The organism is Mycolicibacter algericus DSM 45454, from assembly GCF_002086455.1.
GTDB classification, from domain to species: Bacteria; Actinomycetota; Actinomycetes; order Mycobacteriales; family Mycobacteriaceae; genus Mycobacterium; species Mycobacterium algericum.
In genome coordinates this window covers 54,697-69,310 of record NZ_MVHC01000009.1, presented here as the reverse complement: position 1 = coordinate 69,310, position 14,614 = coordinate 54,697, and the positions used below count along the sequence as shown (strand labels likewise).

Here is a 14,614-nt window from a genome sequence, read left to right as displayed (position 1 = left end):
CTGCTGCTCACACAAACACTCCGATCGCATCGATGTCGTTGATCGTCGCCACCGCCCGGTCGGTCAGCGTCAGACACAGGTCGCGGGAGCGTTGCGGCATCGTGTCCCAGCCGATCAGGGCGAGGACGGGAAACAACAGCAGATACGCGGCGGCCATCCGGTAGTGCCGCCACGCCTCGTCGAAGCCATAGTCGGTGACTCCGTGCGTGACCAGCGCATCCAGGTAGTCGCGCACCAGTTCCTCGTCGTGGCCGCGGCGGGCCCGCACCGGCAGCCCCTGGCTGACGAGATATCCGAGGTCGGCGACACCGCAACCCAGTGAGGCGAACTGGAAGTCGACGACCTTCAGTACGTCGTCGTCGAAGAACATGTTGTCGGCCCGGATATCTCCGTGCAGCAACATCCGGCGTTCGGTCAACGCCGACAACGCCTGCGGGGCGAACTCGGTGAACCGCTCGGCGTATCGTGCCACCGGGCCGGGCACCCGGGCCGCTGACTTGTCGCGGTAGATCTGCCATCCGATGCCGAACGCCGCGACCAGCAGCTCACGAACCACCGGCGTATCGAGGCTGGGAAAGACGTCAAGCGCATCGGAGTCGGCGGCAGTGACCGACCAGGCGTGCAAACCGGCCAACTGCCGGAGCGCCACTCGGGCTTGTCGCATCGACAGTCCGGCGAGATGGTCGGCATTGACCCAGTCGGCCAGGTCCTCCATCACGAGCACGAAATCCGCGCCGTCGATCAGAGCGGCGTAGACCCGGGGCGTCAACAGCGGTGCCCTGCCGGCCACCGACCGGTAGAACGCCGGCTCACGTTGGTAGCCGCCCAGCATGTCCATGGCTCCCCGGGCCTCGGACTGGGCGGGCAGCTTGACGATCAGGCTCGGTGGCAGCCCGTCGGTTCCGGTGATCCGCAGCCGGTACAACCAAGCCGAGAACCCGGTGTCCTCGGCGATCCGCTCGGCACTGACGCCGGTGATTGCAGCGGTGTCGGCGATGGTGCCGCCACAACGCAGTGCCGTGGTCAGCCACTCCGATGTCACACCGTCGATACCGGAAGGAATCGTCAACGCCGTCATCGGCCACCTCCGATCTGCGACAGGAACCGTTCCGTCTCCGCCTGCACCCGCCGCGAGAGGATATGTCCGGCGTGCCCGCCGTCGTGCCAGAACAACCGCCCGCCCCACCGATCATGCAGGGCCACCGCGGGTTCGGGATACGCCATCTGGTCGTGGCGTGCGGCCACGATCAGCCGGCGATCGGCAGCCGGCCTCGGATTGGTGGCCAAGAGATCGACCACCGACATCAACGCCGCGGCCGTCTCGGAGCGCAATGCGTCGGCGACGGAGAGCCCCGCCGGTCCCCACCGCCACAGATGGTGCGCGATCATCGAGTTGAGCCCGGCGATCGGGGTATAGACCGCAACGGCGTCGACGCCGGACTCCAGGTGCGACACCAGCCCCGCGACCGGACTGCCCAACGACACACCGGCCACCGTCACGGCGGTGGCCTGCGGAGTCACCCAGCGCACCACCGCGCGGACTTCGGAGATCGCGCGCATCATCCCGGCGATATTGGCGAGCGGATCATGCCCGGGATAGGCCGGCCAGGCGCGGCGACGTACGCCGTGGCCGGGCTGGACCGGCAGCGCGATGTTGAAACCCAGGCGGTGCAGCCGTGCCACGCGCGCCACCAACAGATCCGACCAGTTGCCCTGACCGGCTCCGTGCACCCAGACCAGCCAGGGCCGCGGAGCACCGCGGTGGCGGCACACCACGACGGCCGCGGTCGCCGGACCGTCGAACTCCGCCAATGACGGCGGCAGCCGGGGATCGTGCCGGAAGCTCAGCTGTTCGAAGGTGAGGCCGGCTAGTCGGCGCCGGCGACTTCCCGACAGCCGCAACGGGTTCGGGGCCGTGTGCGCGGCGTCGATTCCCAGGCCGGCCAGCTCTTGGGCTGCCGGACCGCACGCCGACAGCGGTCGCGCCAGCACGGGGGTCGGAGCCAGCAGGGTCATACCGGTCAGCGTCAGCTCGTCGAGCAGCACCTCCCCCAGCTGGCGCATGCCCCGCCGAGAGCCCGGCGCCCAGTCCGGAGCGCCGCGCAGCGAGCGAACCGACCGGGGCAGCACCCCGCCCAGTCCCCGGATGATCTGCGGTAGCCGTTGCGGCGATCCCATCGTCGTCATCCCAGGGTGAATCCGGTGTAGCCGGCGGCGGCGATCTCCTCGCAGCGGCGGCGGTATTCCGGAATGCCTCCGGTGTATCCCATATACATCCGCTTCTTGCCGGGGACGTTGCCGCCGTTGTACCAGGAATTGCAACTCGGGTGAACCAGCACGGTCGGCGCGACCAGGGAGGTGGTGTGCTCGATCCATTCGTCCTGTGCGGTCGGCAACGCCTCGATGGTGCGGTACCCGTTGGCCCGCAGGAAGGCGATGCAGTCACCGATCCACTCCACGTGCTGCTCCAGCGCGGCAACGAAATTGGTGGCCGCGCTGGGACTACCGGGGCCTTGGATGGTGAACAGATTCGGAAACCCGGCGACTTGCAGCCCCAGGTAGGACACCGGCCCCTCGTTCGCCCAGACGTCACGGAGCAACACCCCGTCGCGGCCACGGATATCGATGCGACTCAACGCACCGGTCATGGCGTCGAAGCCGGTGGCGTAGATGATCACGTCGAGGTCGTAGTGGTCCCCCTCGGTCCGTATCCCGGTCGGCGTCACCGCGCTGATCGGCTCGGCGCGAAGATCGACCAGGGTCACGTTGTCGCGGTTGAACGTCTCGTAGTAGCCCTGGTCGATGATCGGGCGCTTGCAGGCGAACGGGTGGCTCGGCACCAGCGCGGCCGCCGTCGCCGGGTCGCGCACGATGCGGGCGATCGCTTCGCCGTAAAGTTGCGCGGCCATCCGGTTGGCGTCGATGTCGAAGAAGACGTCGCCCCAGTTCAGAGCGCCCATCACGCCGTGTTCCTCGATCGCGCGGAGTTGCTCGTCGCGCGACGCGGACTTCACCGGCGGGCGGCCCAGCATGTCCAGCAGCACCGAGAAGGCCGAGAGCCGCGCGGCGCCGACCGGGTGCGCCAGCTGGGCGGCCCGGATCTGGGCGTAGTCGGCCTTCAGTGCTTCCAGTTCGCCGGCGGCGAACGGGCGGACTTTCCAGGGCAACGTGTAGGCCGGGGAGCGCTGGAATACATAGAGCTGACCGACTTCTCGGGCGATGACCGGGATCAGCTGAACCCCCGTGGATCCGGTGCCGATGACGGCGACCCGCTTGCCGGCCAGGTCCACACCGCTTCTGGGCCAGCGGCTGGTATAGAGCGACACGCCACCGAACCCGCTCATGCCGGCGATGGCGGGTTCCAGTGGCACCGAAAGGATTCCGGTAGCGGCGATCACGAACGGCGCGGTGAAACGCTCTCCCGCGTCGGTGGTCACCGACCACACCGCGGCTTCGTCGTCGAAACTCATCGCCACGACGAGGGTGTTGAACGCGATATCGCGGCGCAAGTCGAGTCGGTCGGCGACGAAGTTCAGGTACGCCTCGATCTCCGGTTGGGCCGGCATGGTTTCCGTCCAGGCCCACTCCTGCTGAATGTCCTCGGAGAAGCTGTAGGAGTACTCGATGCTCTCGATGTCACAGCGCGCACCCGGGTACCGGTTGAGCAGCCACGTGCCCCCGACCCCCTCGGCCATCTCCAGCACTCGGGTGCGCAGTCCGAGTTCGCGCAGCTTGTGCAGGGCGTACAAACCGGAGAAACCGGCCCCGATGACCAGCGCGTCGCAACGTTCCGCCTCACCGACGTGCGACATGTCAGCGCCTCCCATCAGCTGTTTCCATACTGAATGCCCTACGGTACGGTATTCAGTTAGCTCACGTGGGAGGAAACGCCATGAAAGTTCCGTTCACCTGGAAGGTCACCGGCTGGTTCATGATCGGCTGGTCACCCGAGTTCGAGGTCGGCAAGACGCGCGCGCTGCAATATTTCGGTGAGGATCTGGTCGCCTACCGAGACGAGTCCGGCGAGCTGCACGTGATGGAGGCGCACTGCAAGCATCTCGGCGCCCACCTCGGCCACGGCGGCAAGGTCGTCGAAGACCGGGTGGAATGCCCGTTCCACGGCTGGCAGTGGGGACCCGACGGCTGCAACAAGTTCATCCCGTACCAGCCGGATCGGCCCAACAAGGCATTGCGCCTTCGCGTTTATCCGGTGATGGAGCAGTACGGCTGCGTGTTCCTCTGGCATCATCCCGACGGCGCTGAGCCCGGATGGCAGATGCCGGACATCTTCGGCAAGTTCCCGCAATTCACCACCGGACCCGAGGGTTACTACCGGGCGTATCCGGAGTTCTCCCGCCGACTGTCAGGCGAGCCGGTTCATCCGCAGATCGTCGCCGAGAACGCAGCCGACAGCGCGCATTTCCAGTACGTGCACCACGCAACGGTGACACCGAGGCTGCTGGAGTGGAAGATGACCGAGCGGGAGTGGCACTTCGTCGCCGGCTTCCCCGATGTGAACAGCGACGACCCCGATCAGATGGCGCTGCGTTTCCACTCCCACCTGTTCGGGCTCGGCGGGGCGATCAGCATCTTCGAAGGCGCGCAGCAGCATCGGCTGATCTTCACCTGCACCCCGGTCGACGAGGGCCGCTCGGACCTGTTCTATTCGATCTGGTGGCCCCGAGTTCCCGGCGACGAATCGGAGGCGCCCCCGGAGGACGTGCGGGCACGGGTCGAAGAGCAGTTCCTGTCCACCGTCGAGGACGACCTGGGCATCTGGCGCTACCAGCGCTACGTCGAGCATCCGGCGTTGTCCAAGGTCGACGCGAAACCGTTTATGACGCTGCGCAAATGGGCGACGCAGTTCTACGACACGCCGCCGGCCGAGCCGGCCCTGTCATCGCGCTGACATGGGTGTCACGCTCGCGGAGCTGGTGGCACCCGCACACACCGCGATCATCACCCAGGAGCTTCAGGGAGCGGTCGTCGGAGCCGATGCCGGACTGCCGGTACTCGCCGATGAGGCCCGCCGCGAAGCGTGTCCGAACATCGCACGGCTGCTGCCGGTGGCCAGAGCCGCCGAAGTACAGGTGGTGCACTGCCTGGTACACCGACGGCCGGACGGACGGGGCTCCAGCCACAACGCACGGCTGTTCGCCGCGGGGCGCAGCGCCGTCAGCATCGATCCGGGTAGCCCCGGCGCCAGCCTGCTGCCCGAATTCGGGCCGGAGCCATCGGATCTGGTTTTGAGCCGCTGCCACGGTGTGGGACCGATGGGCGGGACCGATCTGGATGCGGTACTGCGCAACTTGGGGATTTCGACCATCGTGGTGGCCGGCGTCTCGTTGAACGTGGCCATCCCGAATCTGGTGATGGATGCGGTCAACGCCGCTTACCGGGTGGTGCTGCCCCGAGATGCGGTAGCCGGTGTGCCGGCCGAGTACGGGGCTGCGATGATCAAGAACACCCTGTCCCTGCTGGCGACGATCACCACCACCGAGGAGCTGATGCGCACGTGGCGCCCTTGACCCAATTCACCGTTCCAGAGGTCATCGACGCGGTGGCCGCGGCGATTCCCGACCGCGACCTGGTGGTCCAAGGCGATCGGCGCTTCAGCTACGCCCAGATCGTCGAGCGGTCCAACCGGTTGGCGGCGTACCTGCATGCGCAAGGGCTGGGCTGCCACACGGCGCGATCAGACCTGCTCGGACACCAGACCGGCCAGGACCTGTTGGGGATCTACGCCTACAACGGCAACGAGTTCATCGAGACCCTACTGGGCAGCTTCCGCGCCAGGGTGGCGCCGTTCAACGTCAACTACCGCTACGTGCGCAACGAACTGGCCTACCTGTTGGCCGACTCCGGCGCCACCGCGTTGGTGTATCACGCGGCGTTCGCGCCCACGCTGGCCGAGGTGCTTCCCGAGCTGCCGCAACTGCGGGTGCTGATCCAGATCGCCGACGACTCCGGCAACGCCCTGCTCGACGGCGCCGTGGACTACGAGACCGTGCTGGCGGACAGCTCGCCGCAACCGCCGCCGGTGCAGCCGGACCCCGATGACCTCTACGTGCTCTACACCGGTGGCACCACCGGGATGCCCAAGGGCGTGCTGTGGCGACAGCACGACATCTTCATGGGCTCGTTCGGCGGCCGCAACCTGATGACCGGCGACGAGGTCGGCTCCATCGACGACATCGTGGGGCCGGCCGGGGAGAACCCCGGCGTGAAGTTGATGATCCTGCCGCCGCTGATCCACGGCGCCGCGCAGTGGGCGGTGATGACCGCGATCAACACCGGCCAAACCCTGGTCTTCCCTTCGGTTGTCGACCATTTCGATGCCGACGACGTGGTGCGCACCATTGAGCGGGAGAAGGTGCTGTCGGTCACCGTGGTCGGTGACGCGATGGCCCGGCCGCTGATCGCGGCGATCCAGCGGGGTGAGGCCGACGTGTCGTCGCTGATGGTGGTGGCCAACGGCGGCGCGCTATTGACGCCGCACGTCAAGCAGCAGATCGTCGAGGCGCTGCCCGGGGCGATGGTCATCGACGGGGTCGGCTCCTCGGAGACCGGCGCCCAGATGCGCCACATGTCGACGTCAGGCGCGGTCTCGACCGGGACCTTCGGCGCCGGGCCGGACACCTGTGTGGTGGCCGAGGATCTCGGTTCGGTGCTGGCACCCGGCCACGACGGTCTGGGCTGGCTGGGCCAGCGCGGCTACGTCCCGCTGGGCTACAAGGGCGACGCGACCAAGACCGCGGCGACGTTCCCGGTGATCGACGGGGTGCGCTACGCCGTTCCCGGTGACCGGGCCCGTCATCTGGGCGACGGCTCGGTCGAGTTGCTCGGCCGGGATTCGGTGACGATCAACTCCGGCGGGGAGAAGATCTTCGCCGAGGAGGTCGAGACGGCGATCGCCTCGCATCCGGCAGTGGTCGACGTGGTGGTCGCCGGCCGGCCCAGCGAACGCTGGGGTCAGGAGGTGGTGGCCGTGGTCGCCCTGGCCGACCAGGCCTCGGCCACGGCGGCCGAGATCATCGAGCACGCCGGCGGATCGCTGGCCCGCTACAAGCTGCCCAAGGCGATCGTCTTCCGGCCGCAGATCGTACGCAGCCCGGCAGGCAAGGCCGACTACCGGTGGGCCCGCGAGCAGGCCGAGCAGGGCTAGCCGCGCTTGAGCCGCCGGTGGGTCCGGCTGCGTGCCCGGCGCAACATCGCATCGGCATAGAACCGCATCCCGGGTGTGAACGGCGGCGCGGCGGATCCGGTCAGGCTGAACGGCAGGTCTGAGCCGACCACCGTCCGGTAGTGACTGAAGGCGTCGAAGCCGGCTTTACCGTGATAGGCGCCCATCCCGCTGCGCCCCACACCGCCGAACGGGGCAGCCGACGGGATCATCTGCGCGGCGAAGTCGTTGCGGGCCACACCACCGCTACGGGTGCGCCGCACGAAATCCCGGAAGCTGCCGTCGTCGGGGCCGTACCAGTAGGCGACCAGCGGCGCGGGACGCGCATTGATCTGATCGATCGCCTCATCGACGGTGCGGTATCCCTGCACCATCAACACCGGCCCGAAGATCTCCTCCTCGGCGATCCGCATCGTGTCGTCGACGTCGCGAACGATGGTCGGGGCGATCTTGCGGGAGCCACGATCCGGCAGCGATTCCGCTTCCGGCGCGATGGTTTCCACCCTGGCGCCGCGTTCGCGGGCGTCGTCGATCAGGGCCAGCACCCGGTCGAAGTTGGCCTCGTTGACCGACGAGCAATAGTCGTCGTTGGCCACGATGGTCGGGAACATCTCCCGCAGCGTCTGCCGGGCGACCTCGACAAACGAGTCGATGTCGCGTTCGGGCACCAGCACATAGTCGGGGCATACGCAGACCTGACCGCCGTTGACCATCCGGGCCGACGCGATCCGTTTCGCCGATCGCCGGACGTCGGCGTTCGGAGCGACCACGACCGGGTTCTTGCCACCGAGTTCCAGTGTCACCGGGACCAGGTTCTCGGCCGCGGCGCGTTGCACCAGCGCACCCACCGACGGCGACCCGGTGAAGAACAGGTGGTCGAACGGCAGCCCCGCAAACGCGGCCGCCACGTCGGCGCTGCCGGTGACGACGGCGAGTTCGTGGTCATCGAAGTAGTTCGGTGCCAGGTCTTTCATCAACTCGGCGGTGCGCGAGGTGATTTCGGACATCTTGATCATCACCCGGTTGCCCGCCGCGAATGCCGCCGCCGCCGGCAGCACCACCAGCTGCAGCGGGAAGTTCCACGGGCCGATGATCCCGACCACGCCCAGCGGGCTGGGCTGCACCTCGGCTCGCAGCCCGGCCAGCCGTGCGGCCCGCATCAACTTTCCGGCCCGCATCCACTGCTTGACATGGGATCTGGTGTGCTCGATCACCGGGATCATGCCGACCAGTTCGGTGGACAGCGACGCCGCGCGCGACCGGGTCCCGAAATCGGCGGCCATCGCGTCGACGAAGGCGTCGGTGTTGTCCAGCACCAGGGCCAGCAACCGGTCGATGCGGCCATGCCGGACGTCCACATCGGGCGGCCCGTCGGCGACGAACGACCGCCGCTGCTTCTCCAGCAGGTTCGCCAGTTCGGTCACGACAGGTCCAGCGGCCCGGTTTCGGCCACGGTACGCAGCTGCCCCAGCTCGACACCGCGGTCCGCGGCGGCCTCGATGCACGCTGCCACGTCTTTGCGCATAAAGGGCGCAACGACTTTGCCGAAGCTCTCCACGCCCCCGGCCGACTGCACGTATCCCGCAGCCCGGCTGCCGCCGCTGCAGTGTTCCAGCGCTGCGAACAGGCTGGTTTCGGGCACCCCGAGGTTCTTCGCCAGCTCGACGGCGGCCGCGACGAGTTGGGCGTTGGAGGCGAACAGCACATTGTTGATCAGTTTGAGGTTCAAGGCGGTGCCCAGAGCACCGGTGGTGATCACCGGGTCGGCGTAGGCGGCCAGCACCGACTGGGCGCGAGCCACCGCGTCGCCGGGGCCACCGAGCAGGACCGTCAGCTTCCCGGCGGCGATGTCGTGGGCGCCGCCGCTGACCGGTGCGTCCACCAGCACCGGCCCTGCGGGGAACTGCTCCAGCAGTCCGGTCAGAGTGCTCACCGTGCCGGTGGTGTGCGACACCACCACGGTGCCGGGCTTGACGTTGGCCAGCAGGCCGTCAGGACCAGCGGCGACCTCGAGCAGTTGGGCGTCGGAGAACAGGCAGCTGATCACGAGGTCGGATTCGCGACCGACCGCGGCGACCGATTCCACCGGCACCGCACCGGCGGCCGCCAGGCGCTCGCGCACATCGGGCCGGCGTGCATACACCTGCACGCGGTGGCCGGCATCGAGCAGGCGCAGCACCATCGGCTCGCCCATCTTGCCTGCGCCGATGAACCCGATGGTGTCGGTCATGTTCGGCTCCTCCTGCGTCGTGCGCCGCCCCTGCCGGGAGTTCAGCGGGTGGTCCGGAGGGCCAACCGTAGCATTGTCGGGAGCCCCCGAGTTCGTTACAGTCGAGCTTACTGTCGACATTTCGGGTTCACCAGAAAGCTGGCGAGAATGAGCAACGCTCAGCGCAGGGTGGTGGTCGTCGGCGCCGGATCGGGGATCGGCGCGGCGACGGCCGCGCACTTTCACCAGCGTGGCGATTTCGTGCTCGCCGTCGACGTGCGCCCACAGCAGACCCCGGCGTCGCAGCACGCCTGCTGCGACTTACGCGATGCCGGCGCCATCGCCGAGTTCACCGGCGGGATCGGCGACGGCTGGGACCTGCTGGCCCACGTCGCCGGGGTACCCGGGACGGCATCGGCCGCGGACGTGTTGACCATCAATTACTTGGGCATGCGCCTGATGACCGAGGCCATGCTGCCGCGGCTGCGCCCCGGCGGCGCGGTGGTCGCGGTGGCCTCGACGGCCGCGCTGGGCTGGGAGCAGCGCATCGAGACGCTCAACGGGCTGCTCGACGCGACCGATGCCGAGTCGGTGCTGCGCTGGCAGGCCGGCCAGGACCCGGCGTTCCCGGTGTACACCTCCTCCAAGCAGGCGATGATCCTGTACGCCAAGCGATTGGCCGCGACCGCGCACGCCAAGTACGGGGTGCGGATCAACACCGTCAGCCCGGGCCCGGTCGAGACCCCGATCCTGGCCGACTTCGAGCAGTCGATGGGCAAGGAAGCGCTCGACACCGTGCGCGACACCGTCGGCCGGCACGGCGTCGTCGACGACATCGTGCCGCTGATCGACTTCCTCGGCTCGCCGCAGGCCGGCTGGATAACCGGTCAGGACATCGCCGTCGACGGCGGCTTCATCACCGCGATCACCGCCGGCACCCCCATCACCGTCTGAGCCGAGAGGACGACATGACCCTGAGTTCACCTGCCAGCCCGCCCACTTCGCCGCGCCCCTACCACCGGCTCGATATCTCGGATCCAGCCTTCTGGGGCAATGACTTTCGCTCCCGCGATGAGAGTTTCGCGATGTTGCGCGGCGAACCGGGGCTGAGCTGGCACCGGCCGATACCGGCCGTATTCCCCCACGAAGAGACCGGCTACTGGGCGGCGACCCGGCACGCCGACGTCAAGTTCGTCAGCCAGCACGAGGAGCTGTTCTGTTCCAGTGAAGGGGTCAGCGTCGATCCGATGCCGGCCGAGATCCAGCGCAACATGACGTTCTTCCTGGCGATGGACCCACCGGAGCACACCCGCTACCGCAAGCTGATCAGCTCGGGCTTCACCCCGCGGCAGGTCCGCCGCATCGAGGAGCAGATCAAGACCAACGCCCGCCGCATCGTCGACGACCTGCTCGAGCAGCTGCACACCGGCAACCAGATCGACTTCGTCGCAAGCTGTTCGGGCCAGCTGCCGATGCGCACCGTCTCCGACATGATCGGTATCGATCCCGCCGATCAGCAGAAGGTCGCCTACGCCGCCGAATGTCTGTTCAGCGGCAGCGACGACGAGTACGCCTCGCTGGAGGAGCGGGCCGTGCATGTCATGACGCAGCTGGGTGTGCTGGCCGGTTCCGGCGTCGAGTTGGCGCAGCGCCGTCGCGCCGAGCCGCACGATGACCTGATGACCGAACTGGTCAACGCCGAGGTCGACGGCCACCGGCTCACCGACGAAGAACTCGGCTCCTTCATGGTGCTGCTCGGATCGGCAGGCAACGACACCACCAAACAGACCACCACGCACGCGTTCAAGGCGTTGATCGATCACCCCGAACAGCGCGCCTGGCTGTTGGCCGACTTCGACAACCGGATCGGCGGGGCGGTCGAGGAATTCGTGCGCTGGTCGACACCGGTGCTCGCGTTCGCCCGTCACGCCGTGGTCGACACCGAAGTCGCCGGGACCGAGATCAAGGCCGGCGAGAAGATTGCACTGTTCTACTGCTCGGCCAACCGCGACGAGGCGGTGTTCGACCGGCCGCACGAGTTCGACATCACCCGTGATTCCAACCCGCACCTGGGATTCGGCGGCGGCGGCGCGCACTACTGTCTGGGCACCCACGTCGCCCGGATGCAGTTGCGCCACCTGTTCTACGAGCTGCTGACGCGGCTGCCCGAGGTCACGCTCGGCGAGCCGGAGTACCTGCAGAGCACCTTCGTGCACGGCATCAAGCGGATGCCGGTCAGCCTGGCCTGAGGGTGGCGCAGGTATGTGTGATCATTTACTGTAATGCTTACAGTATTCTTCTCAGCCAGACGGGAGACCAGTCGTGGAGAGCCAGGTTGACGGCGCCGCCACCGCACTCGACAAGCCGACCGGCTTCATCCGGGACCCGTACCCGTACTTCGAGGCCAAGCGCCGCGAGGCGGGCATCTTCCCCGGAACGGTCATGGACTACTCCAAGACCCCGGAATCCCTGCGACCGAAGATGTCGTTCGCCGCTGTCTCTTTTGAAGCAGTCAACCAGGTGTTCCGCGAGGCGGAATCGTTCAACTCGCGCATCTACGACATGACGATCGGGCTGTTCCTGGGGCCCACCATCCTGGCGATGGAGGGCGAGCCGCACCGCAAGCACCGCAACCTCGTGTCCTCGGCCTTCAAGCGGAAATCGTTGGTGCACTGGGAACCGGACGTGGTGCGGCCCGTCTGTAACGCCCTGATCGATGAGTTCATCGACACCGGCTCCGCCGATCTGGTGGCCGGTTTCACCTTCGAGTTCCCCACCCGGGTCATCTCCAAGCTGCTGGGCCTCCCCGAAGCGGACCTACCGTGGTTCCGGCAGCGAGCGATCGAGCTGATCAGCTACACCGTCGACCACGAGCGCGCATTCAGCGCGTCGGCGGCGTTGAAGGACTATTTCCTCGACCAGATGGACGAGCGCAAATCGCACCCGACCGCAGACATCATCGGCGATCTGGTCACTGCCGAGATCGACGGCGAGAAGTTGAGCGACGAGGCGATCTACTCGTTCCTGCGGCTACTGCTGCCAGCCGGGCTGGAGACCACCTACCGGGCCACCAGCAACCTGCTCTATCTGCTACTGACCCATCCCGAACAGTTCGCCGCCGTACGGGCCGACCACGACCTGATCGGCGCCGCCATCGAGGAAGGGCTGCGCTACGAAACCCCACTGACCACCGTGCAGCGCACCGCGATCCGCGACACCGAGGTCGCCGGAGTGGCGATCCCCGCCGGCGCCGTCGTCGATGTCTGCATCGGGTCCGCCAACCGGGACGAGACCCGGTGGGAGCGCTCGGAGGAGTTCGACATCTTCCGCAAATGGATTCCGCACATCACGTTCGCCGCCGGCGAGCACACCTGCATGGGTCTGCATCTGGCCCGCATGGAGATGCGCGTTGCGATGGAGTGCCTGCTGGACCGGCTCGGCGACATCGCCCTGGCGACCGACGACAACCCGCACATCTACGGTCAGCCGTTCCGCTCCCCGCGTGCGTTGCCGGTGACGTTCACCCCGAAGTAGCCGCCGACTGTGCGGTTTGGTACGCGACACACCGACGCTGGCCACCCAGACCGCGCAGTCGATGATCCAACCGCGGGGTTTCCTTACGCCCCCCGCGGTCTGCGGTAGCCGATGGTCTTGGTCTCCAGATACTGCGAGAACCCCTCGATCCCGCACTGCCTACCCCAGCCGCTGCTCTTGTAGCCGCCGAACGGCGCGTCGGCGCCGTAGTACATGCCGCCGTTGACGCCGATGGCCCCGGTCCGCACCCGGCGGGCCACGGCCATGGCCCGCTCGCTCGACGCCGACACCACCGCGCCGGCCAGCCCGTAGGCGCTGTCGTTGGCGATCCGCACCGCCTCGTGGTCATCACCGAACGGCAGGATCACCAGCACCGGACCGAACACCTCCTGTTGGGCGATGGCCGCGCTGTTGTCGACGCCGACGATCACCGTCGGCTGCACGTAGTACCCACCCCCCAGTTCACCCGGCAGATCCGCGACGTCCCCACCGGTGGCGATCTCGGCGCCGTCGCGGCGGGCTTGTGCAATCGCATCGAGCACCCGCTGCTGCTGCGCGGCGCTGATCAGCGGTCCCACCAGGGTCTGCGGCAGCGCCGGGTCACCGACCGTCACCGCCGCGAACGCCGCGGTGACCGCGGCGACCACCTCGTCGTAGAGCGAGGTGTGCACCAGCATCCGGGTGGTTGCCGCGCAGGCCTGTCCGGCGTGCACGCACACTCCGACCGCACCCGGGATCACCTTGGCCGGGTCGGCGTCGTCGAGCACGATCAGCGCCGACTTCCCGCCCAGTTCAAGGAAAGTGCGCTTCATGGTGTCGGCGCTCTGGCGTACCAGCAGCTTGCCCACGGCAGTGGATCCGGTGAACGAGATCATGTCGACGCGGGGATCGGTTCCGAGCAAACCGGCCACCTCGTTGGATCCGGTGGGCACCACGTTGAGCACACCTGCGGGAGTCTCGGTGTGCTCGGCGACCAACCGCCCCAGCCGGGTGGCGTTCCACGGCGTGTTCGGGTCGGGCTTGAGCACGACGGTGTTGCCGGCCGCCAGTGCCGGCCCCAGCTTGTTGAGGATCACCTCGATCGGGAAGTTGGACGGGGTGATGGCCGCCACCACTCCGACCGGCTCCTTGACCACGGTGCGCATATTGCGCTCGCCGAACAGCCCGCCACCCTGCAGCGGCCGCTCCCACTCGAACTCATCGATCAGCCGCGCGGGATAGCGCAATGCGTCGGCCAGCGGCCAATCCAACTGTGCCAGTTGGGTCGTCATCACCGGACAGCCCACTTCGGCGATCAGCTCGGTGCGCAACTCCTCCTGTTCCGACTCCAGTGCGGACTGCAGCTGCTGCAGGCATCGCTTGCGCAGTTCCCTGTTGGTCGACCAGTCGGTGTCGTCGAACGCTCGGCGGGCCGCGCCGACGGCCCTGTCCATGTCGGCGGCATCGGCGGCCGCGGTGGTGCCCAGCACCCGCCCGGTGGCGGGGCTGATGTTGTCGAACTCCGCGCCTGAGGCCGCCCCGACCAGCTCACCGTCAATGAGCATCCGCGACTCGGCGGCTGTCGCGGCGCGTTTGCCGATCTCGACACTCGTGGCCCGGACCACGCCGGCGTCTTTCGGATGCCCAACCGTAACCATTACAGTAGAATACTCCAATTGGTTCGGATGTCAGGAGCGTGCCGAGTTGAT

At 67.6% G+C, this 14,614-nt stretch carries 12 protein-coding genes; 6 read left to right on the top strand and 6 right to left on the bottom strand.

Annotation, left to right across the window (positions count from 1 at the left end):
- Positions 1–7: 7 nt before the first annotated feature.
- Genes BST10_RS11220 through BST10_RS11210 form a run of 3 tightly spaced genes read right to left on the bottom strand, consistent with a single transcriptional unit; the run spans position 8 to position 3,812 of the window.
- Positions 8–1,078 carry a phosphotransferase gene (locus BST10_RS11220; protein ID WP_205277420.1) on the bottom strand — a complete coding sequence of 357 codons (1,071 nt, stop codon included), beginning with the start codon at positions 1,076–1,078 and terminating at the stop codon, positions 8–10.
- Complete coding sequence (locus BST10_RS11215) at positions 1,075–2,178, bottom strand: alpha/beta hydrolase (RefSeq protein ID WP_041320167.1); 1,104 nt, start codon at positions 2,176–2,178, stop codon at positions 1,075–1,077. The genes BST10_RS11220 and BST10_RS11215 overlap by 4 nt, the downstream gene beginning before the upstream one ends.
- 5 nt (positions 2,179–2,183) lie before the next feature.
- Positions 2,184–3,812 (bottom strand): flavin-containing monooxygenase, encoded by a 1,629-nt coding sequence (locus BST10_RS11210; RefSeq protein ID WP_083037836.1) that lies wholly within the window; start codon positions 3,810–3,812, stop codon positions 2,184–2,186.
- A gap of 80 nt (positions 3,813–3,892) precedes the next feature.
- Between BST10_RS11210 and BST10_RS11205 the strand changes: the two genes are divergently transcribed.
- From BST10_RS11205 to BST10_RS11195, 3 genes are read left to right on the top strand one after another with little or no spacing between them, the layout of a single operon-like run.
- Positions 3,893–4,909 carry an aromatic ring-hydroxylating oxygenase subunit alpha gene (locus BST10_RS11205; protein ID WP_083037835.1) on the top strand — a complete coding sequence of 339 codons (1,017 nt, stop codon included), beginning with the start codon at positions 3,893–3,895 and terminating at the stop codon, positions 4,907–4,909.
- A gap of 1 nt (position 4,910) precedes the next feature.
- Complete coding sequence (locus tag BST10_RS11200; RefSeq protein WP_083037834.1) at positions 4,911–5,528, top strand: cysteine hydrolase family protein; 618 nt, start codon at positions 4,911–4,913, stop codon at positions 5,526–5,528.
- On the top strand, positions 5,516–7,165 hold the full coding sequence (locus BST10_RS11195; protein WP_083037833.1) for an acyl-CoA synthetase: 1,650 nt from the start codon (positions 5,516–5,518) through the stop codon (positions 7,163–7,165). Before BST10_RS11200 ends, BST10_RS11195 begins: the two co-directional genes overlap by 13 nt.
- Here BST10_RS11195 and BST10_RS11190 read toward each other — a convergent pair.
- On the bottom strand, positions 7,162–8,589 hold the full coding sequence (locus BST10_RS11190; RefSeq protein WP_083037879.1) for an aldehyde dehydrogenase family protein: 1,428 nt from the start codon (positions 8,587–8,589) through the stop codon (positions 7,162–7,164). The genes BST10_RS11195 and BST10_RS11190 overlap by 4 nt on opposite strands.
- Positions 8,590–8,603: 14 nt before the next feature.
- The gene (locus tag BST10_RS11185; protein ID WP_013830286.1) at positions 8,604–9,413 is read right to left on the bottom strand and encodes an NAD(P)-dependent oxidoreductase; all 810 of its coding nucleotides are present in this window, start codon (positions 9,411–9,413) and stop codon (positions 8,604–8,606) included.
- A 147-nt stretch (positions 9,414–9,560) separates the two neighbouring features.
- Here BST10_RS11185 and BST10_RS11180 point away from each other — a divergent pair, with 147 nt between their 5' ends.
- The 3 genes from BST10_RS11180 to BST10_RS11170 all read left to right on the top strand — a co-directional run bounded on the left by BST10_RS11180 (position 9,561) and on the right by BST10_RS11170 (position 12,926).
- Positions 9,561–10,346 carry an SDR family oxidoreductase gene (locus BST10_RS11180; protein ID WP_083037832.1) on the top strand — a complete coding sequence of 262 codons (786 nt, stop codon included), beginning with the start codon at positions 9,561–9,563 and terminating at the stop codon, positions 10,344–10,346.
- Positions 10,347–10,360: 14 nt separating this feature from the next.
- Positions 10,361–11,641 carry a cytochrome P450 gene (locus BST10_RS11175; RefSeq protein ID WP_041318675.1) on the top strand — a complete coding sequence of 427 codons (1,281 nt, stop codon included), beginning with the start codon at positions 10,361–10,363 and terminating at the stop codon, positions 11,639–11,641.
- Positions 11,642–11,714: 73 nt separating this feature from the next.
- Complete coding sequence (locus BST10_RS11170) at positions 11,715–12,926, top strand: cytochrome P450 (protein WP_013830289.1); 1,212 nt, start codon at positions 11,715–11,717, stop codon at positions 12,924–12,926.
- An 83-nt stretch (positions 12,927–13,009) separates the two neighbouring features.
- Here BST10_RS11170 and BST10_RS11165 read toward each other — a convergent pair whose 3' ends face one another.
- Positions 13,010–14,563, bottom strand: a complete 1,554-nt coding sequence (locus BST10_RS11165; protein ID WP_083037831.1) for an aldehyde dehydrogenase family protein — start codon at positions 14,561–14,563, stop codon at positions 13,010–13,012.
- Between the last annotated feature and the right edge of the window lie 51 nt (positions 14,564–14,614).

What these genes read in the sequence shown, in the direction of transcription:
- BST10_RS11210 (WP_083037836.1), bottom strand. Translation starts at nt 3,812, where the DNA reads ATGTCGCACGTCGGTGAGGCGGAACGTTGCGACGCGCTGGTCATCGGG.
- BST10_RS11215 (WP_041320167.1), bottom strand. Translation starts at nt 2,178, where the DNA reads ATGGGATCGCCGCAACGGCTACCGCAGATCATCCGGGGACTGGGCGGG.
- BST10_RS11205 (WP_083037835.1), top strand. Translation starts at nt 3,893, where the DNA reads ATGAAAGTTCCGTTCACCTGGAAGGTCACCGGCTGGTTCATGATCGGC.
- BST10_RS11185 (WP_013830286.1), bottom strand. Translation starts at nt 9,413, where the DNA reads ATGACCGACACCATCGGGTTCATCGGCGCAGGCAAGATGGGCGAGCCG.
- BST10_RS11180 (WP_083037832.1), top strand. Translation starts at nt 9,561, where the DNA reads ATGAGCAACGCTCAGCGCAGGGTGGTGGTCGTCGGCGCCGGATCGGGG.
- BST10_RS11200 (WP_083037834.1), top strand. Translation starts at nt 4,911, where the DNA reads ATGGGTGTCACGCTCGCGGAGCTGGTGGCACCCGCACACACCGCGATC.
- BST10_RS11165 (WP_083037831.1), bottom strand. Translation starts at nt 14,563, where the DNA reads ATGGTTACGGTTGGGCATCCGAAAGACGCCGGCGTGGTCCGGGCCACG.
- BST10_RS11175 (WP_041318675.1), top strand. Translation starts at nt 10,361, where the DNA reads ATGACCCTGAGTTCACCTGCCAGCCCGCCCACTTCGCCGCGCCCCTAC.
- BST10_RS11220 (WP_205277420.1), bottom strand. Translation starts at nt 1,078, where the DNA reads ATGACGGCGTTGACGATTCCTTCCGGTATCGACGGTGTGACATCGGAG.